The sequence below is a fragment of the Lapidilactobacillus wuchangensis genome (assembly GCF_003946645.1).
GTDB lineage: Bacteria > Bacillota > Bacilli > Lactobacillales > Lactobacillaceae > Lapidilactobacillus > Lapidilactobacillus wuchangensis.
The window spans coordinates 253,098-273,789 of the sequence record NZ_RHOU01000002.1 but is presented as its reverse complement, the minus strand read 5'-3'; the positions used below and the strand labels follow the sequence as shown (position 1 = coordinate 273,789).

Genomic DNA, 20,692 nt, shown 5'->3' with positions numbered 1-20,692 from the left:
ATGCATCAAACTACCACAGTGATCCGCAAGCAACGTTGGCAATTATTCTGGGCCGAATTGATTAGTTTCACGTTGATTTTCGTGATTCTGGCCCTAATTATTCTAAATTTATATCGCCAGACTCTCTATCGCGACGTTGACCAGAATTTAACGCAGCAACGAACACAATTGACTTCAACTAAAGGGCAACCCCAAGATGTTCCCAATTTACCTTTTCAAGCCAATGCCGTCGTTTTCAATAAAAATGGCCAAATCAGCAACCAAGCGTTTATTGGCCAACAAAATTATAATTTGTTTAAAACCATCAAACTGACTTCACTAACCGTCAATCAGTTACAAACTTTAACTTTGACCCACAATCAAAATCAGGCTAATTTCCGCGCGCTCCTAGTAAAGGCTAGTTCCAAAAATGCCAATCCCGCCTACGCGGGCCACTATGTATTGTTGATTCAAAATATTGATCCGCAAATTCGGGCCTTTAGTAATTTTCGCTTGGTTTTATTATTAACCTTGATTATTTGTGGCCTGTTAGCAGTCGGCATTGCTTATCTATTAACGCGCCGCAGCATGAAGCCAATCGTTCAGTCATGGCAGAAGCAGCGGGATTTCAGTGCTGATGCCGCCCATGAGCTGCGAACACCACTCACCATCATTCAAAACAATCTCGAATATTTGCTGACCCAACCGCAAGCCACTATTGTCGAGCAAATTGAGCCAATTAATACCGCGCTAAACGAAACTAACCGCCTGAAAAAGATCACCAATGATCTGCTCATGTTGGCCCGTGGTGACGCGAAAGCTTTAACTAGCCAACCAACCGTCATTAACAGCGACCAATTCTGGAAAAAAATCGTTGCCCCTTATCAAGAAATCGCTAGTAGTCAACAGAAATCACTGCTACTACAAAACTTCTATCATCAAACATTTGTCGCCGATCCCGCCCAAATTCAGCAACTATTAGTTATTTTTCTAGATAATGCTTTGAAGTATACGCAAGCTAGTGACACCATTGCAGTCACCATTAAAGCTAATTCTGGCAAGCTCGACTTGATTGTCAGCGACACTGGCATTGGCATTAGTCCAGCTGCCAAGACGCATATTTTTGACCGTTTTTATCGGGCTGATCGTTCACGATCCCAAGAAACAGGTGGCAGTGGTTTAGGCTTAGCCATCGCGCAACTGATTGTTCGCCAGCATCAAGGCCAATTGACTGTGCAGGACAACCAACCAACTGGCACTAAAATGGTCGTCCTAATGCCACTAAAAACGCAACTTCAAGAATCAAAACGCTGAACCTTTTGTGCTTAGGTAGTCGTCTAATTTAGACGATCAGACTCAGCAATTTTGAGCGGTGACCTCTATCAACGTCAAATCGAAATTGCCGCGATAATTGAAGCACCAAACAAAAAGATAACCTGATTAACAGTCACTGGTTTTAGCCAGAAAACTGAGCAATCAGGTTATTTTTGTAATTTTTTTATTTTAAGTAGTGCAGCACAACGCCGTTGTCATTTTCAACGCCATAACTTCAACCCGCTACATAAACGCATGAATAAAGATTTGGGCAATACTGAAGTAAATCAAGACGCTGGTCAAATCGCTTAAAGTAGTAATGAACGGTCCACTGGCCACCGCTGGATCAAAGCCCAGCTTATCCATTAGCATCGGAATCAAACTTCCGGCCAAGTTGGCCACAGTAATTGCGGCTGTCATGGCTAAACCAATCGTTAAACCCAGCGTGAAATTCTGTTTCCAGAAACCAACGATCAACATCACCGTTAAGCCCGTAATCAGCCCCGTGACCAAACCAGTCAAAATTTCACTGACAACTAATCGCACTAACTTAGGCTTATCGTTGCCTTTAAAGGCCAACCGACGCACGGCGACGGCTAAACTTTGCGTCCCCGCATTACCGGCCGTCCCGGTGATGAGAGAAATAAAGACTGCTAAAATGCTAGCTTCACTTAACAAACCTTCATAATGATTAATTAAAGTCGCAGTCGACATCCCCAGAAACAGTAACGTAATCAACCAAGGTAATCGTTTAGACGCCGCCTTCAATGGATTATCTGACACATCTTCTACATCGACACCGGCCAAACCAGAGTAATCAGCTTGGGCTTCATCATCAATCACTTCGATCACGTCATCGACAGTAACGATCCCGACTAACTTTTGCTGATCATCAACGACTGGTAATGCGATAAAATTATAATCACGAATTTTCTGAGCCACATCGGCCTGTTCGTCATGAACACTGGCGCTGATCACATTCGGCGTCATAATTGCAGCCAACTTCGTATCGTCATCAGTAACAATTAAATCACGTAACGTAATCACGCCGACTAAACGCTGGTCGCTATTAACTAAATAAACATAATAAATCGTTTCAGCTTCATCAGCCTCATGTTTTAAAATTGTTAAAGCTTCGCCAACTGTTAATTCCGCCTGTAAAGTAATAAAGTCAGTGGTCATAATCCCACCGGCAGTTTCCGTATCGTAATGTAACAATTTACGTAACTGAATCGCGTCAGCTTTGTTCATTAAATTCAAATAGCTATCGACTTCATCTTTTGGTAAATGTTCCAAAATATCGGCAGCATTATCATCAAACATGCTGTTCAGCAAACTGGCCGCATAGCGCGTATCCATTTCCAGTAATAATTCCCGCATTTCTGGCAGGTCATCTTCAATCGTATCAAAGAAGTCACCCACTTCATGCGGATCGAGAATTTGGTAAAGTTGCTGGCGCTGTTCTGGAACTAACGAGAGATAAAACTGGGCCTGATCGTAAAAATGCATATCCAAAAACATTTTCCGAAAGACTTTGTGCTCGCCCTTCGTTAATGCCTGCAATAACCTTGCTTGAATTACATTACCCTGATCATTATTTTGCTCCATGATGTCACCCCTACGTTTAGAATTCTAGCGTCATTCGCGATTTAACTGCGCCCATAATTGAGCCATATCTGTTGGTAATGGCGCCGTTAGAACAATTTCTTGTTGCTTAATTGGTTGATAAAATTTTACTTCCGTACAATGTAACGCTTGTCGTTGTGCCATGATCGACATTGGGCCACCATACAATTGGTCGCCATATAGCGGATGCCCTAATGCCGCTAAGTGTACTCTAATTTGATGCGTTCGACCAGTCAGTAATGCCAACTTAACTAGACTAGCCGTTGAAGTCGTGGCTTGAATCTCATAAGCCGTTTGCGACGCCTTGCCCGTGGCGCTAATAACACGTTTCATTGAATGCTGCTTTTCACGACCAATTGGCAAATCAATCAGCCCCGACTGTTTCGCAAACTGACCTTGAGCAATCGCCAAATAAGATTTTTGAAGCATATGAGTTTTGGCTTGTTGAGCCAACACACTATGACCATAAGCATTCTTAGCAAAAATAATTAACCCTGAAGTATCCATATCCAGCCGCGTGACAATATGAATACTAAGACTTTCCGCTTGCTTCGCCTGTAAGTAGCCCTTGACCCGATTGGCAATCGTATCAGTTGCGTGCGTACGCGAAGGAATGGACGGCACGCCGGCTGGTTTATTTAACACTAAGAACAAGTCATCTTCATAAATAACTTCAATCGGCAACATACTTGGTTGAATTGTCGCCGCTGCTAATTCTGGTGCTAAGAAAACTCGGATCACATCTTGATCATGGAGCTGGTAGTTGGTGTAGCGCTCACGGTGGTTGACAAAAATTTGTCCGCCTGAAAATTTCAGACGGGCAAGTTGGGCCTTAGAGAAGCCCTTTTGTTTTAAAAAGGTTTGTAAAATCATGGGTTGGGGCCAAGCGGTTGCCGCCTGATAAGTCCATTTAAATTCCATGAGTTAGCCGTCGCTCCTGTTGCACGTTACCTAAGAAAGCATCCTCAACGCGAGACCAGAAATGCATATGCCGATACTTGGCAAAACGAATTCGTTCATTCGCAATTGAATATTTAATTTGTTTAATTGACCGATTGTGGCTACTCATTTGATCAACTGTCAGGGTGTAATCAGCAGCGGAACTGGCCTTGATGGTGATCCATTCATCAGGCGCAATCACGATTGGTGACGATAAGGTTCGGAAAACTCGGTTATTGATAGAAGCGATTTCCGTCATTTGTAACGCTTCTAGTCGTGGATGTAGCACGGCCCCGCCCAGTGACTTGCTATAAGCAGTTGAACCAGTTGGCGTCGCCACACAAATACCATCGCCACGGAAACTTTCAAATAGTTCGTCGCGAATATAAATATCCGTCTTAATTGTTAGCGCGTTGCGGCGAATGGTCGATTCATTTAATGACAAAAAGTGACTTGGTTCGGCCTGATCCTGATACTCAACCTCAACACTTAATAAGGGGTAGCTAACGCTTTGCCCCTGATCCTCATTAATTGATTGAACTAACTCTGGTAATTCATAGTCCCGCCAGTCCGTATAAAAGCCTAAATGACCAGTATGAACGCCGATAAAACGAACTTGGTCTAATTGATGATTATAACGATGAAAACTATTAAGTAAGGTCCCATCACCGCCCACACTGATCACTAATTCTGGCTGGTGCTCATCCAATGTATGGCCAGAATTAATCAGACGCTGCTTCAATTCAGCAGTGACGCGTTGTGACTGATTACCCCGATTTCCTAATACCGCAATTTTCATGACTCATCCTCATTTTTTTCTTGATCAGTTGACGGTGTATTTTTATCATCGTCAGTGCCGCTGGGTGCTGTTGGTTGCGGTGTAGCACCATCAATCAACTTACGACCATAAGCGTAGCGCTGTGCTTCCTGAATTTCCTCGCGAATTTCGGACATCTCTTGATCTAACATAAACGAAGCTTCCGCAGCTCGTTTAAGACGAGCACTGATATCCTCAGGAAAAGCGCCATTATATTTGTAATTCAAAGAATGCTCAATCGTCGCCCAGAAATTCATCGATAAAGTCCGAACTTGAACCTCGACGAGAATTTTCTTGGTGTGATCCAACATTTGAATCGGATATTCAATAACGATGTGGTATGAGCGATAACCGCTGGGCTTGCTATTCGAAACATAATCGCGCTCTTCAATAACAGTCATGTCATCGCGTTGCCGCAACAAATCCGCAACTTGATAAATATCTTCCACAAATTGACACATGATTCGCAAACCAGCAATATCCTGCATATCGGTTTCCAGGACATCCTCACGAATAAAGCGTCGTTTCATTTTTTCTTGAATGCTGCCAACTGGCTTCACGCGACCAGTTACAAACTCAATTGGTGAATGTTCACCAGCCGTTTGATATTGTTGACGAATTGCCCGAAATTTTAGCTTTAATTCATCAACAGCTTGGTTATAAGGCATTAAAAAATGTGACCAATTTTCAATCATATTAAAATTCCCCACTCTTTGGTAATCCTCATTTATTTTAACACATTTCGATGGCGTATAGCGCCGAAACCATACTACGGACCAGTGTTTGAAATACACCGTACCAATTATTTTGGTCTAGAACAATTCGGTGTTAAACTGAACATTGAATCAAGGTCACTGCGAGTTGATAAACTGTGAATTAATATTCGTAGCCTTAACAAGATGCCTAAATTCAGCCGTGGGGCTTGTCTAGTCAGCCGTTAAGCTTGTGCATCGTCATCAAGCTGTAATACTTAATTCAAGCAATTTTAATGCAGTTCATATATGGACATGTTAGAATAATTTCTAGGAGATCGAACAATGGCGACTTTAGAGGTTGAATTTAAGAATTTACTCACAGTCACAGAGTACGACGAGTTGCGTCAAGCTTATTCATTTGGTCAACCCTTCCTGCAACAGAATTACTATTTCGATACGCCGAATCGGTTATTACAACAAGCTCATTGTGGTATGCGGATTCGTCTTTTTGTCGACTATGCTGAGCAAACCTTAAAGGTGCCAGCACCGATTTCGACGCCAGCTAAGCATCAACTTTATGAGCTTACCGATCGTTTAACGCTTAAGCAGGCAGCAAAATTACTTGATCAGCATCAGATCCTAATGACTGGCCAATCAGCGAAAGCATTAACAAACTATCAAATTAGTCCGAATCAACTTAAATTAATTGGTCAAGGCACGACGAAGCGTCAAATTGCCAAGTTACCAGTTGGTGATTTAACGTTGGATCGGACTTATTACCCTAATGATGCACAAGATTTCGAATTGGAACTAGAGACAACTGATCCTACTCAAGCCGGAACTTTTTATCAAACACTACTACAGCAGCATCAAATTCCACAACGACCACGTGTCAATAAAGTGGCCCGGGCAGTCCAAGAATTTGAACATGATTTTAAGCGGAACTAGTTAGCAGTTGGATTAATTATTGGATTCAACGACGATTAAGTCATCGGGCTTAACTTAACAGTGACGCTATTTTATCGATGTGGACTTACGATTAATATGGGGGAACAACCTTGTTAGAAATATTTATGTTTGCCAATCCCATTGGCGGACTCTGTTTGACCACTGAAGTTAATATCATGCGTGGTTTGAAACAGCATCAACAAAAAGCACAAATTAATTTAGTGCCAATGACGAACATGCGAATCGTGACTGATTATCTTCAACGTAACGACTTAGATGTTCACGATTTAGCACTTCGCAATCAGGTCATGACGATCACTTATCAATCAATGCTCGACTTTAAGGCTGCCTCGTTCCAAGGCAACAAAAAAGCCCGCGCCTTCATGATGAGTTTACAAGAACACCTCTGTCAAGATGGATTGAGTCAATATTCCGATGATTTAATTCATGAAATTGCCGCCGAAGTTCAACTTGACACCGAAACGTTCTGTGACGATCGCAAGGGCCAACTGGTTCAGGATTTATGCCAGGCTGATCGGCAACTTGCCAACGACCTAGGCGTACTGAAAACACCATCGACTTTTTTTATTGATTATCGTCACAATCCTGATGGTGATGGCATCCTGATCAATGGTTCTGTTTCACAAGTGTTGATTGATCAATTGTTAGAAGATAAAACACCACAACCAACAACGATTGATGCTCAACAACCCGTATTGAAGATTATCAGTAGTCGAACCCTGTCACATTTAATTTAGTACTTGCCCTTTTTAAAAAATGGCAAAAGCGTTTAGCTAGTAAGCGTGATCATCAGCAACGAACAATTCGTCAGAATTGCTCGTTGCTTTTTTGTCGTGCGAAACTGATTGGCTTTTGAAAACATATTTGGTAATTAAGGGGTCGAGACTGTGACATAAGTCAGATATTTGCTGATATCTCGCAATGACTGCCTTAATTACCAGCAAAGATAAAGTGAACCACTTCAGCTTCAGACGGCGTGGAGGGATCTTGGCGTCAGCCGCCAAATTGTTCTTAGTGGCTGGGCCACTTAGAACAAGACCTGGATTGATGACAATTTGATTTATAATTGGCATCAATCAGTGTCGGCCGCGTTCGCCCAGAACAGAGTCAAACACCATTTTGTTTTGCACTTGTGGCACGGCCTGATCCCATATTTGCTGATCTCCTTTTGTATAACGACACCTAATATCTAAAAGCGCGCTGATTTAACTGATTGGGTTCATCAGTCGGTAATAGTGGCCAATTACTTTGTAAATAAAGTTGACTCCGTTGCCGCCAAGTCAATTCATGAAATCGCAAATACCAAGCAATTTGTCGTTCTAATAAAACCGACCAGCGCTTCACTGTCGGCGGTAAAACCTTCGGCAACCACAGAATCTGCGGTAAATCGTTTAAATTCAAGCCTTGCTGATAACAACGATCCTGCCAAGAACGCCAGCTTGAGGAAGGCCAGAGCAATTGCTCGCCCAGCCAAAGCCGCGGATCATATAAAAGTGGCTGTTCGGGAATATAACTTAATGGCGGCTGCGTCTGCTGCTGCGCAACCGCCTGAACAAACTGCGGCAATGATAACCAATTGAGCTGATAAAAAAGTTGATTAGCTGGTGGTAAATAACATAAATGTTTAAATAAGCAGACTCGGTCAGTTTGTGGTTGCCAGTATGCCAAATAATAGCCCCAGCTTGCCCCATAACAAATAAACTGGCGCGCCGCTTTGATCGGAACGCGCTGTGCGGACCAATAAGTCGCTCCTAATAACCAAATTTCTCGCACTTGCAAATCACGATATGACTGATGTCGCTCACTAAGTTCAATCAATGATAGTGGCGCACACTGAAATTCCAAGGCCCAGCTCTGTTGATGATGCTGCCAGAAAACATCGGCGCGACGCTCTTGATGATGACCTAAGGGGACTTCCAATTTGGCGGCTACGCCAAGACGATTCATTTCTTGATAAAGTTGCTTCTTGCCCTGCTCATGTAAGTGACTTTCCGCATTATCACCTGAAAAAGCGGCACAGTGCCGAAAAAATGCCCGACCACGACCGGAAATCACTAATTGGACCGGCTGCCGACAATTGGGGCAGCGGTACCTGGCTTGTCGAGATAAGTCAGTTTGGGCATTGATCAAAACATTATTTTCTTGCAAGGCTGCATACATTTTCATCACCAATATTTAAATACGCAAAAAAGCGACCAATCCTTCAATAGAATTGGTCGTTTTTACGATAAGAACATTTCTTACCTATTAACAATATTTAGTGAATTTTAATCGTCTTGATGGTCGTTCAAGAAGTAATGACGGGTTAATTGTAAGGCAACTTGATCCATCACTTTCTCACCATACTCAGCCAAAACTTCAGCAGTAACCGTTGTTTTTTGACCATACTCCTTGGCAATCGTTAATGCATCGTCGGCACTAATATCATGCATCTCATCCTCGAAAAGCACTAATTCAAGATAAAAGGCACCTTGATAACGATAAAGATTCGAGATAGCAGAATCAACACGGAGCACACTGGCTAATTGCACTAAAGCTTCAAAATCAGGTAACTGCAAAACTAATTGACGATAATTAACATCTTGATCTTCCAAGTAATGATTAAAATCATCATCTTCATCCTGATCAGTCCCCTGTAGCTTACGTTGCAGGGCAGCTAATTGACTATTATTCTTTTTAACTTTTGCTTTCGGCTTAAAAGCAGATTGTAATTGTTCCTTCTCTGCCAAATCTTCATCTGACATCTTACTAATCAAGATTTCTAGGCCCTTCTTATTGGGCATCACTTGAAACGAAACAGCTTCATCACCAGCAAACATATGATCCGTATCAACTTCTTCTAAAATACTATAGAAGAACTTTTCAACTTGTTGGTGGTCGCCCAGTAAATCTAAGACTGTGACCCCACGTTCGGCTAGATCATCATTTCCCAGAATGACTCGGATCGTATTCTCATCAATTCGTTCCATTTCCATTAGGTCCACCTCATTTCTGTGACCAAGGAATTACTTTGACCAACAACGGACAAAGCCATCCCTATCTAAGCAGTATACTACACCACGCTTAGTAAAAAAACTGCTTAATCTACTTTTTTAATAATTAAGATTACTTACTAAAGTATAGTATCACTTTTCAAATATGTTGTGAAGTGTCAACGCCAACTATTGGTCAAACAAGCAATGAGTCAGCAGCAGATCACTTTAAAGATGGTACTGAATTATCGACTATTCCACAGATTTCACGTTCATCACTCTGGAAAGATATTGACCCAAACAAAAATTCCGTACAACCCAAAACGGTCATACGGAACAACGCGCATGAATAGTTAGCAATAATAACTACCACACCATTTAAATTTTAGATTAATAACCAGCCAATAACTGAGCCTGTTGTAATTCCAATGCCCGGACTTCTCGGGGTAAGAAGCGCCGAATTTCATCTTCGTTATAACCGACTTGGAGACGTTTATCATCCATAATGATCGGACGACGTAACAATCCAGGATTTTGCTCAACTAAATTAAGTAATTCATCCATCTTGAGACTGTCTAAATTAATATTCAATTCTTGGAATACTTTCGAACGAGTTGAGATAATTTCCTCAGTCCCATCTTCAGTCATTCGTAAAATTGCCTTAATCTCGTCCTTGCTTAACGGCTCAGAGAAAATATTTCTTTCCTTGAAAGGTATATTATGTTCTTTAAGCCAAGCACGGGCTTTACGGCAGGATGTGCAACTTGGTGATGTATATAAATTTACCATGACGTTCGCTCCCTTATAACATAATCTTGAACATAACTAGATGTTTCCCTTATCAATTCACAAGTTAATTATAACCATTCCATTGAGAAAAATCTAGTTATTTTTAGAAAAAATTGTAAAGAAACTGAAATATACATGGTATGACCAAATATACTTTCTTGATATATCAAGGCTGCAATTGACATTCCTTTTATATAAAGATTTGATTAAACAAATAATTATCTTATCATTAAGATAATTTTAAAGTTTTGTATAAATTTACTATTGTTTGGTTGCTAAAAATGCCCCTATCATTGAGCTTACTTTATGTTAGCAATAAATTATGCATAAATATTTTATAATTCAACAGTTAATCCAGTGTGGGCTAAAGAAATTGGTATAGCTGAAGTAATCTCTTTAACTTCAGCCAAAAGCTGTTGATGATCGATTGTTTGTGGCAAGTGACTGAGGATTAACTGATGAGCTCCTGAAGCAACTGCTAAGTCAGCTGTTTGTCCAGAAGTCATGTGCCACATCTTACCTGTTTTCTGATTGTCGAAATTGGTATCAGTAATTAATAAATCAGCATTCGTTGCAAAATCGGCTAATTCTGAGAAATAAGCACTATCAGCTGTAAAAACCAACACTTTTCCAGCTTGATTAACTATTCTGACCGCAAAAGTCGGCACTGGATGAATTGTGCGCTTAAAAGTGATGGTTAATGGTCCTAACTGCAAAGTTGCTGCGGGATCATAACCTTGGGCCACGGTTGCCTTAGCCCAAGTCAAACTAGGAAAATTTAATAAATCTTCAGTATTTCCATAAATTGGCAAAATCGGTTCCTGGCGTTTTCCGGGACGTAATTGCCAATAATATTGTAAAACCCCAACATCAGCAATATGATCTTGATGATAATGCGTCAGCAATACGGCATTTAATTGCAAAGGATCTAAATGTCGCTCCAGTTCCGACAAAACCCCACTACCACAGTCCAATAGTAAATGATAATCGCCTTCTTCAATTAGAAAGCCCGTGGTCCCGGCGTGGTCGGTGGGATAGCCACCATAGTAACCTAAAACGGTTAATTTCATGATAAACAACTCCTTTATTTTTAATGACTAGTAAGAAAAAGCTAACTTCACCGTTCATTTTAGCAGATGTCCCATTTGATAGCGAAATTGCTCGCTTGGTCGCCAACCCTGATAGACAAGTTTTTGCGCAAACTTGGCGCTGAACCCATGCTGATTAACGTAAAATGTCGAACAATCCGCCTGAATTGTTCGACATTTTTTTGGTTAAAAAGAAACCATTGATAATTCCTTTCGCCAACTAAGAGCTGATTGATTTTTGCGTCAAATTTACTTTGAGTTAATTTCCGAATTTAAATACATACCGATTACATTTACCAAATTAACGCCCTTGCTGATCTGGTGGTGTGGTCATTTTAATGATCCGCCGGTAATTATAGGAGGTGAATAAATAGAAGCACCAATAAACAATGAAAACTGCCGCTGTCAGCAAATAAAGGAGCTTCATTGGCAGGTGATTAAGATATAAACCAACAAAGCGCATCACCAGTAAGCCATTACCGATCCCAAAAATAACTGGACTTAAGAAAAGCATGCGATTCTTCCAATTGCTGTAGCGTAACAAATGATGCTGATCAATCCCAATCTTAGTTAAGGTCAGGTAATCAAACCGCGTTCGCTCGACCTCGGACAATTCACGTAACGAACAAACACTGGCCCAGGCAAAAGTCATCAAAATCGCTAGTAGCCCAATCACAAAAACAATGGCGCCCAAAACTCGCTGTAACAATACTTGTGATGGGCCGCGAACGGAATAGTTCGAACTAATGTAGGCGTTGCTCAAATCACGTTTAACGTCCTGATAAATGGTAATTTGGGCCTTTTGTAATTGTTGCGGATGCCGATAACGCATTTGCCGCGAAGCTTTTGATTGATAAGAATCATCATCAATTTTCTTTAAGAAAGGACTGTCAGGCGCAATCTTCTTTAAGCGATACCCCACCAGAACCCGACTATTGGCACTAGGAATTTGCTCAAAAATATCATCAGGCACCACTAAAACATTGCCAAAGAACAAGTTACTGCCCAAAGGATAGACGCGGGAGAAGGCCACGATTTGTAAACGTGGTAATTTTCCATCAGCAAACTGAACCTGGTTTCTCATCAGTTCATGCAAATGAACGTGTTGATATTGAAAATCTTGCGAAATAAATAGGGCCTGATTACGATCGAGAATCACTGGTAATAAATTCTTTTGATGGCGTTGAATTTGTAAATAGTTATGCATGCCGACAATTTCAATCGGCATCGTGGCTTGTGACATGATGACGTCGCTTTTAGGCCCGTGTAGTGTCACCGGCATGATTTTAACTGGTAAGTGGGCCAAACGTTGTAAATGACCACCCTTAGCTTTAATTTGTTGCAAAACATGGTCGTGAAATTGCCGATCGGCCACTAAATCAATTGGTGCTTCCTCTTCTAAGTTCCGGAAACCATCAGAATATAGTACTGAGGCAAATCCCAGCAACACCACCGACGCAGTCACAAATAAAGTGGTTAAAGTCAACGATTGGTGATGAAACTGCACCTCTTGCCCAGTTGTGGCCAAATCAAGAATTCTTTGCTGATCATAGGCCCATTTCGTACCTTGGAGCCAAGAGAATAGTGCTGGCAAAGTATTACGGAAACAAAACCAAATACCTAAAATCAAAGCGCCCATGATCAAAACCGTATTAGTTGCCGTGCGATCACTAAAACGAAGGGTTTCCATAAAATGGATCCAACTTAATTTAAAGACGGCCACATAACCGCCAATCACTAATAGCGGCCCTAACCAAGCAAGTAGCCGATTAAGCCAAGAATTGCGCTGGCGAATATCACCGAGCTCATTGGGATAAAGTAAGCGAACGGTGCGTAAACTAAAAATTCGCGAGCTATCAAAAATACCGACCAAGGCAAAAACAATCAAAAATCCTAAACTTGTTTTCCAAAGTGCCGAAAATGAAAACCAATGGTTCGTGGCGGCGCGCAGTCCCATTAACCGCAGTAACAGCATTGCAAATAACTTATTCGTTAATAGCCCTAGCAACAAGCCAAAGCCTAACGCCAGTAACTCGCCAAATAAAGTTTCCAGGAAAAAAATTAATGCAATTTGCCCACGGGATAATCCTGAAATAATCATCAACCCAATTTCTGAACGATGTTGATGAATAAAAAAGCGATTGGCATAAAAAATAATTAAGACACTGAACCCTAATAATGAGAAGAAAAGTAATAACAACGCCACTAAGGCTGGATTCCCTTGGCTGATTCGACTAATAAACGAATCTTGAAAAGTCGTCAAGCAATCATAAGAAACCATGACCAACAAGGCTAACGCGACTAAATAAAGCACGCGACCGGCCAAGTGACGGCGAAAGTTCTTAATCGCGGTTTCTAAAATCACTTATTTTGCCTCCACCAATTGCCGCCTGCATATCAATAATCTGATTAAAAAATTGTTGTCGACTACCGGCACGCACCACTTCCGAGTAAAAGGCGCCATCTTTAATAAAAACAATTCGATTACAATAGCTAGCCGTAAAAGCATCATGAGTCACCATCATAATCGTCGTTTCGTTTTCCAAATTGATCGTCGCCAAGTATTGTAATAATTCTGTTGCCGACTTCGAATCAAGACTCCCGGTCGGTTCATCAGCAAATAAAATTTTCGGTTGGGTCATTAAAGCTCGCGCCGCTGCAACCCGCTGTTTTTGACCAATTGACAATTCATTGGGATAGCGTGTCAATAACTTATTCAGATTTAAGTGTTCACTGTAATAGGCCAAACGCTTCTGAACTTCATCGCGGGGAATCTTTAACATTGATAGCACCATCACCAAATTTTCACTAACGGATAGTGCTGGCAACAAATTAAAGTCTTGAAAAATAAATCCGATGTTCTCCCGCCGAAAAGTGGCTAAATCTCGTTCGGGCAAAGCCGTAATTTCTTGACCTGCAACATAAACACGGCCAACTGACGGCCGATCGATCGTCGACATAATATTTAACAGCGTCGTTTTGCCAGCGCCTGATGGACCCATGACGCCGACAAACTCACCACGATCAATGGTGAAACTAATATTGTTTAACGCCCGCACCAAATTATTGCGGGCGCCAAAACTTTTACTGACTTGTTTAACTTCCACCATTCGCATTCCAACAACCTCCGCTTAATTAACAACGCCTTGATAAGGTTGTTGAGGAATCTGATTAAAATCTAAGGTTCGCAAATCATTAATCGCAGTGGTGTAATAATCAGCACTCTGAGCAATCATCAAATTCAACTTAGCCGCTTGCTCAGCGTACAAAACAATCGGCTGTTTAGTAGTGGCTGTTAATTGATTCATGGCAAACCAATACCCGACTTCAAACGCAGTCCCATCATCAGAGCCATTGGTATTGCTGGCCGAGTCCGTAATCACTAATAAGACATTAGTTTCTTTGAGCCCGCGTAAATCATTTTCAAAAACCGCTTTTTGCCAGGCGGCACTCATAAAAGGTAATTGACTGACAATCGGGCTTTTTAAATCCTCATCTTTCGGACTAAAAACGGAATCAACAGTGGGGTTCTTTGCTAAAGCGGCTTTAACAGCTTCTAAACGTTGTAATTCGGTGCCTGCCTCATCAAAAAATGGTCCTGCTAAATAAATTTTTGCCATACTTAATCACCTTTCGTTTGGTTCATTCTGCTTAATTATTTAAGATCAGTTGTGGCCCAATGATTAATCGGTCCGTATTTGTGACCAACCGCAATTGGTTGCGCAATCGCTTGATGGACAAACTTTTTCGCAATCCGAATTGCGGTTGCCACATCCTGGCCTTTACCAATTTCGGCAGTAATTACGGCCGACAACGAATCACCAGTGCCATTCACCCGATCGGTTTGAACATAAGGCTCCGCCAACCAGAAATGCTCACCACTAGCTGTTAGCACATAATCACGAACCGACTTTTGCTCAGCTTGATCATGCCGGCCTTTGATTAGAATATTCTTGGCACCCATAGCTTGTAATTTCTGAGCCGCTGCCGCAATTTCAGCATCATTGGCTAAGGATAAGCCCGTTAATTTCTGAGCTTCAAAGAAATTCGGAGTAATGACCGTTGCTAAAGGAATTAATCGCGCTTTAAATGTTTCATATGCCGCCGCTTCCAGCAACATATTACCGTGTTTCGTAATAATGACTGGGTCGACAATCAAAGGCCCAAAATCATACTTCTGATAACAATCGGCCACAGTATTGATTACTGCACTGTCGGCCAACATTCCCGTTTTTGCGGCGCGAATCTTAAAGTCCTTGGCTAAAGTTGCAAACTGTTGGGCAATAAAATCTACTGGCATGACTTGCGCTGCATCAATCCCGTAAGAATTTCCCGCCACAGCGGCCGTTAATAAGCCCATGCCATAAACGCCGCGTTGGAAAAAGCTATGCAAATCGGCGGGCATCCCGGCGCTGCCATCAGAATCATTGCCGGCAATTGTCACAACTTGAATCGTTTCATTTATCATCTTTGTTTCATCAGTCATTTTTAAATCCCCCTAAAAATATTGCTTGATCGGTCCTGGTAACTAACGTATCTGGGTGGCACTACCAGGACTATTGTAATAACTTAACAATGGAAAATGAATAATCACAGTCGTTCCTTGGCCAACCTTAGCTGTCGCTGAAATTTGATGGCCTAACTTATCTGCCAATTGCTTGGCTAAATATAACCCTAAACCAGTGGCATGGGTATCCGCATGACGGCCATTTTCACCAGTAAAGCCCTTATCAAAAATCCGACCTAAATCGGCCTCAGGAATGCCCACGCCGGAATCCTTAATTAAAAGATTGAGCCCATCACGCTTAGAAACTACTTCAATGGTAATTGTGCCTTGGCTCGGCGTGTACTTCAAACTATTGGAAATAATTTGTTCCAGAATAAAGCCAAGCCACTTACGATCAGTCAGAACCGTGTAATCCAAATTATGCTGAACCAATTGAATTTTTTTATTGATAAAATAATTCATGTTGTCCCGCACCACTGGATTAATAATGTCTTTTAGCGAATATTCCTGAATCAAATAGTCGTTGGCAAAACTGCTAAGTCGTGAGTAATACAGGACTTTCTCCACGTAATGATTCATTCGATTAACTTCATCAGTTAATTGAACATATTTCTCTTCACTAATTTGATCTTCAACACTATCGGTAATTAATTTCAAAGCTGCCAAAGGGACTTTAATATCATGAACCCAACTATCAACAAACTCACGCTGATCGTTCTGTTCATTAATCAGTGAGTTGAGAATTTGTTGATGGGTATCCAATAACGTTTGCGAATAAACTGCTACTAATTGTTCATCATTCGATTGGGGATTCTCTAACGGATAATTCAAAATATTATCAGCATCTTTAATCTTACTGGTTAGCTGGCGGTACCAATTACGCCGACTCCAGTAAAGAATAAACAAGAAAATCGCTAAGAAAATAACTAATAATAAATCTAAATATAATAGGTTGGTCAAAGCCACTGAATTAGACGGATCCAACCAGATCACGAGATTTAGTAACACTAACCCCATTAGCCAAAAAAGAATTTGTAATAAATGATCTTTTAAAAATTTCAGAAATGTCATCTGTCAGTCACCCACTTATGGTAATAAGTAGCCTTGGCCAACTTTTGTCACAATATAATTTTTCAGCCCAGCTTTTTCGATTTTACGGCGCAAGCGATTCACGTTAACCGTTAACGTATTATCGTCAACAAACCGTTCATCTTCCCAAAGTTCTCGTAACAATCGATCACGAGAAATAATTTTTCCGTGTTGGCGCATCATAAACTGCAATAATTTATATTCGTTTTTGGACAAAGCAATTTCCTGACCATTAATTTGCGCATCGCCATTTTGCAGATTAAGTTTCAAGCCATTATGTTCTAAAAAATTAGCATTGGAATCTTGGTAATTATAGGTCCGACGCAATAGTGCGTTGATTTTGGCCAGTAAAACTTCCATTGAAAACGGCTTATTAACGAAATCGTCAGCGCCCATATTCATAGCCATGACCATATCCATATTCGTATTCCGTGACGAAATAAAAATAATTGGCGTCTGAGACGTTTCGCGAATTTTTTTATTCCAATAAAAGCCATCAAAAACAGGCAAGTTAATATCCATCAGTACTAAATCAGGCTTTTCATGAGCAAATTCCGTCATGACCTGCTCAAAGTCTTGGATGATGTAAGCTTTGAGGTCCCATTTTTCAATATTTTCGGCAATTAATTTTGCAATCGTCTGATCGTCTTCTACAATCATAATTTTAAACATGGAAAATCCTCCAGTGTTCATTTTCTTCTTTCATGTTAAAGGTTTTATCGTGAAAAAACAATCAGCCAAACGTCGCAACGCGTTAAATCAAGATGAAAAATTGTAACTACGCCGAATGATGAATTAAGTTGGGCAGTTTAAAAGTAAAAGTGAAGTTACTAAACAGAATGATGTCAGACTGGATCTTCTGGGTCGTTTGTTGCCAAAGTCACTGCTTAGTTACCGACAACAAAAAGTCACGATTGGATTAAGCTGCAAAATAAATTGCCACTGACTAAAGCACAGAGATTACCAGCAATCAAAATAAAATTCCGCCAGGTGCCGTTCAGGCCGTGCTTTTTATGGTAACGTATTACATAAACCATCTGAAAAGAGCTGAGTTAAATGCCAGTTATCAAAAATGAATTTCCAATTTTAGAATATGATGCTGCCAAATCATCGATTATTGAAGATGCTGAAACTGAAACACTTGCACTTCCCGAGCGCGCCGTCTTCGCCTTTCTACGTGACGAAGTAACTGCTTTTGCCGAAGCACATCAGGCCAGAATCATTACTGAATTTGACAGTGCTACGAAACTTTATCCGATTTATGAATGTGATTATCATGGCGAGAAAGTCTGTTTATGCCAAGCACCAGTTGGCGCCGCACCTGCTGTTCAACTGTTGGATTATCTCATTCAAAATGGGGTCCGCAAAATTATTTCGACTGGCTCTTGTGGCACCTTAGTCGACATTCCCGAAAACGAGTGGCTGATCCCCGCAGTTGCGCTGCGCGATGAAGGTATTTCTTATCACTATTTACCACCGGCTCGTGAGATCAAAACCAATCAAGCCGCTAATCAAGCCATTGCTGCGACCTTAACGACCCAACAATTAAAATTCGCCGAAACAAAAACTTGGACCACTGACGGTTTCTTCCGGGAAACGCCGGATATGATCAATTATCGGGTCAGTGAAGGTTGCCATGTTGTCGAAATGGAATGTGCCGGCTTAGCGGCCTGCGCTCAATTCCGCGGGGCCATTTGGGGTGAACTCCTTTATACCGCTGATACTTTAGCTGACACTAGTAACTATCAACAACGCAATTTCGGCGGTGACAGTATTGCGATTGCCCTCAAGCTTGCCTTAGCAGCCGTAATCTTGCTTTAATCACAGCTAAAGCAGGCACGCGCTAATTTAGCAGCAATGCGGTTAATCCAAACGCTGTTTAGCAGCCAGCACAAACGAGCATTACCTAACTAAATACGTTCATAACAGCCAGTCAATTTCATTCCAAAACAAAAAGCAACGAACAATTTTCCTAAATTGTTCGTTGCTTTTATGTTAGTTAACGCCGCTGGTCGCTGTGGCTAAAGGTAACTGGATTAATGCGATTCAAAAACATTTAATCAGGCTGAGATTAATTTTGAACGGCATAATCTTCTAAATGAATGACTTCAGTAAACTGGGCTTGGACGGCCACTGGGACTTTATGGGAAACTTGAATCAACGTGGGTGCGGCTTGTAATAATGTTTGCTGAACGGCTGCCGAAGTTGTCTCATCTAAAGCCGACGTTGGTTCATCGGCCAGCACGACTTCACGCTGACGTAAAATCGCTCGGGCAATTTCTAAACGTTGAATTTGACCACCTGAAAGTTGCCGTGCGTCCGAACCAACTCGATAGTCAAGCCCCTTCGTGGTCACTAAGGCCTGCAAATCACTGGCAGCCACTGCCTTTTGAACTTGTACCTGACTAAAATGATCGCCTAAAGTCAGATTATTAACTAAACTATCCACAAAGAGAAATGGCTGCTGGGTAATGTAAGCAAAATGCGGCGCTAACTTGATAAAATCACTTTGATCAACAGCTTGCTGATTCAATTGATAGTGACCTTGATTGAAATTTAGTTCACCCAGTAAAGCCTTCAATAAACTGGACTTACCAAAACCCGACGGCGCCATGATCAATACTTTATCGCCAGGCTTTACTGTTAGCTTTAAATGTTCAAATAATTGTTGACCATCCCGCTGTAACCCCACATCATCAAGCTTTAAGCCTGTAAAAGCAACCTTGGCTGGTGTCATGAAGGTCGTTTGTTCAGCCGTAATCGCCGCGATTCGCCGTTGAATCGGCTTAGTAGTTTTCACTTCATTTAACATGGTCATAATATTTAGCATCGGATTAATAATTGAATTACTGATTTGCATGACACCCATGAAAATCGCCAAATTAGTTACACCCATAATAATGCGGTAAACACCAATACTAAACGGCAACAGCATCATCGTGATATAGGCGATTCCAGTTAATAATTGCTGCACTTGCCCCACTTGGATATTCATCTTTTTTAAGGCTTGTTCCAATCGTTTTGATTCTTTAATGCCCTTGGCAGTGAAGAAGGCAAAAGCTTGATAAAGCTGAATAATGGCTAGGCCTTCAAACAAATTCTTCAACTGGCCGGTATAAGCAGAGTTGCTTTTACTCCAAGCCTCAGATGCTGATTCAATCCGGCTCCCAAACTTTGCTGAAAGTGCCGCCGGAATCAAACCCGCCGCAATAAAAGCAATTGTAATCAACCAATCCATGGTCAACGCCACAATAAAAGCGATTAAAAATTCCAACACAAAGCCCAAAATATTAATCTCGTTTTCGATGCCCTTAGTTTCCAACAATTTCAAATCATTGGTCATAAAAGATAAGGCATCCCCAGAATCATCAAGCTGCTTGCGCGCAGTACTTTGTAAAACCGTCTGCTTGATTTTTAAATTGACTTCCATAATTAACTGACTTTTGACTCGCACCATTAACAGATTAATGGCGGTTACTAACAGTAAAGCCGCTGTTCCCCAAAGAATCGTTTGCCAAAAAATCGTCATGCTTTTATTGGTGGCAGCGGTAATAAAGCGACTCGTCATTAGCCCCGTGACCACACTAATCGAATTACCAATTATCATTAATGGTATTAACGTCAATAGCGTTCGCTTTCGCCCATATTTCCAAATAATCATTTGCTCACTCATCCCTAACCAGCCACGTCTTTAACGACCACTGACTAAATAAATTTAATAAGCTTATTATGAAATAGAACAATACCGAAGTCCATCAGCCATTAGACTTAAATGAGTTATTTTTAAATTAAATGAGTTATTTACTAATCTTGCTTTTATAACAATCAAGCACCGGGTATTTCGCTAACCATCTGCTATAATTAAAGTGGTTGATTAACAGTGAATTTAAAATAGATTTAACAGAAAG

At 41.2% G+C, this 20,692-nt stretch carries 19 protein-coding genes; 4 read left to right on the top strand and 15 right to left on the bottom strand.

Translation table 11 applies throughout. The annotated features are described in order from the left end of the window. Entirely contained in the window at positions 1-1,293 is a 1,293-nt protein-coding gene (locus EKM82_RS03205) for a sensor histidine kinase (protein ID WP_125766878.1), read from the top strand. Positions 1,294-1,536: 243 nt separating this feature from the next. On the opposite strand, the gene mgtE is transcribed toward EKM82_RS03205, so the two are convergent. From mgtE to EKM82_RS03185, 4 genes are read right to left on the bottom strand one after another with little or no spacing between them, the layout of a single operon-like run. Then, on the bottom strand, positions 1,537-2,901 hold the full coding sequence (gene mgtE, locus EKM82_RS03200) for a magnesium transporter (RefSeq protein ID WP_125766877.1): 1,365 nt from the start codon (positions 2,899-2,901) through the stop codon (positions 1,537-1,539). 30 nt (positions 2,902-2,931) lie between these two features. Next, positions 2,932-3,840 (bottom strand): RluA family pseudouridine synthase, encoded by a 909-nt coding sequence (locus EKM82_RS03195; protein WP_125766876.1) that lies wholly within the window; start codon positions 3,838-3,840, stop codon positions 2,932-2,934. Next, entirely contained in the window at positions 3,830-4,657 is an 828-nt protein-coding gene (locus tag EKM82_RS03190; protein WP_125766875.1) for an NAD kinase, read from the bottom strand. The genes EKM82_RS03195 and EKM82_RS03190 overlap by 11 nt, the downstream gene beginning before the upstream one ends. Beyond that, entirely contained in the window at positions 4,654-5,370 is a 717-nt protein-coding gene (locus tag EKM82_RS03185; protein ID WP_125766874.1) for a GTP pyrophosphokinase, read from the bottom strand. Before EKM82_RS03185 ends, EKM82_RS03190 begins: the two co-directional genes overlap by 4 nt. Before the next feature lie 342 nt (positions 5,371-5,712). Here EKM82_RS03185 and EKM82_RS03180 point away from each other — a divergent pair, with 342 nt between their 5' ends. Further along, the gene (locus EKM82_RS03180) at positions 5,713-6,318 is read left to right on the top strand and encodes a CYTH domain-containing protein (protein ID WP_125766873.1); all 606 of its coding nucleotides are present in this window, start codon (positions 5,713-5,715) and stop codon (positions 6,316-6,318) included. 110 nt (positions 6,319-6,428) lie between these two features. Next, positions 6,429-7,076 (top strand): DsbA family protein, encoded by a 648-nt coding sequence (locus EKM82_RS03175; RefSeq protein WP_125766872.1) that lies wholly within the window; start codon positions 6,429-6,431, stop codon positions 7,074-7,076. A 445-nt stretch (positions 7,077-7,521) separates the two neighbouring features. On the opposite strand, the gene EKM82_RS03170 is transcribed toward EKM82_RS03175, so the two are convergent. From EKM82_RS03170 to EKM82_RS03125, 10 genes are all read right to left on the bottom strand, one after another. Then, complete coding sequence (locus EKM82_RS03170) at positions 7,522-8,499, bottom strand: competence protein CoiA (protein ID WP_164508073.1); 978 nt, start codon at positions 8,497-8,499, stop codon at positions 7,522-7,524. Between the two features lie 107 nt (positions 8,500-8,606). Then, positions 8,607-9,314 (bottom strand): adaptor protein MecA, encoded by a 708-nt coding sequence (locus EKM82_RS03165; protein ID WP_125766870.1) that lies wholly within the window; start codon positions 9,312-9,314, stop codon positions 8,607-8,609. Positions 9,315-9,701: 387 nt separating this feature from the next. Then, on the bottom strand, positions 9,702-10,100 hold the full coding sequence (gene spxA / locus EKM82_RS03160; protein ID WP_125766869.1) for a transcriptional regulator SpxA: 399 nt from the start codon (positions 10,098-10,100) through the stop codon (positions 9,702-9,704). Positions 10,101-10,435: 335 nt separating this feature from the next. Then, a complete protein-coding gene (locus EKM82_RS03155) occupies positions 10,436-11,170 on the bottom strand; it encodes an MBL fold metallo-hydrolase (protein WP_125766868.1) in 735 nt (244 codons plus the stop codon). A gap of 319 nt (positions 11,171-11,489) precedes the next feature. Continuing rightward, the gene (locus EKM82_RS03150; RefSeq protein ID WP_125766867.1) at positions 11,490-13,553 is read right to left on the bottom strand and encodes an FtsX-like permease family protein; all 2,064 of its coding nucleotides are present in this window, start codon (positions 13,551-13,553) and stop codon (positions 11,490-11,492) included. After that, positions 13,531-14,304 carry an ABC transporter ATP-binding protein gene (locus tag EKM82_RS03145; RefSeq protein ID WP_225419644.1) on the bottom strand — a complete coding sequence of 258 codons (774 nt, stop codon included), beginning with the start codon at positions 14,302-14,304 and terminating at the stop codon, positions 13,531-13,533. The genes EKM82_RS03150 and EKM82_RS03145 overlap by 23 nt, the downstream gene beginning before the upstream one ends. Positions 14,305-14,319: 15 nt before the next feature. Further along, complete coding sequence (locus EKM82_RS03140; protein ID WP_125766866.1) at positions 14,320-14,808, bottom strand: nucleoside 2-deoxyribosyltransferase; 489 nt, start codon at positions 14,806-14,808, stop codon at positions 14,320-14,322. A 35-nt stretch (positions 14,809-14,843) separates the two neighbouring features. Further along, on the bottom strand, positions 14,844-15,656 hold the full coding sequence (thiD, locus tag EKM82_RS03135; protein ID WP_125766964.1) for a bifunctional hydroxymethylpyrimidine kinase/phosphomethylpyrimidine kinase: 813 nt from the start codon (positions 15,654-15,656) through the stop codon (positions 14,844-14,846). Positions 15,657-15,716: 60 nt separating this feature from the next. Continuing rightward, positions 15,717-16,766 (bottom strand): sensor histidine kinase, encoded by a 1,050-nt coding sequence (locus EKM82_RS03130; protein WP_125766865.1) that lies wholly within the window; start codon positions 16,764-16,766, stop codon positions 15,717-15,719. A gap of 15 nt (positions 16,767-16,781) precedes the next feature. Beyond that, complete coding sequence (locus tag EKM82_RS03125; protein WP_125766864.1) at positions 16,782-17,456, bottom strand: response regulator transcription factor; 675 nt, start codon at positions 17,454-17,456, stop codon at positions 16,782-16,784. 384 nt (positions 17,457-17,840) lie between these two features. On the opposite strand from EKM82_RS03125, the gene EKM82_RS03120 reads away from it, so the two are divergent. Then, entirely contained in the window at positions 17,841-18,605 is a 765-nt protein-coding gene (locus tag EKM82_RS03120) for a nucleoside phosphorylase (RefSeq protein WP_125766863.1), read from the top strand. Positions 18,606-18,855: 250 nt separating this feature from the next. Here EKM82_RS03120 and EKM82_RS03115 read toward each other — a convergent pair whose 3' ends face one another. Then, complete coding sequence (locus tag EKM82_RS03115) at positions 18,856-20,445, bottom strand: ATP-binding cassette domain-containing protein (protein WP_164508072.1); 1,590 nt, start codon at positions 20,443-20,445, stop codon at positions 18,856-18,858. Positions 20,446-20,692: the final 247 nt, after the last annotated feature.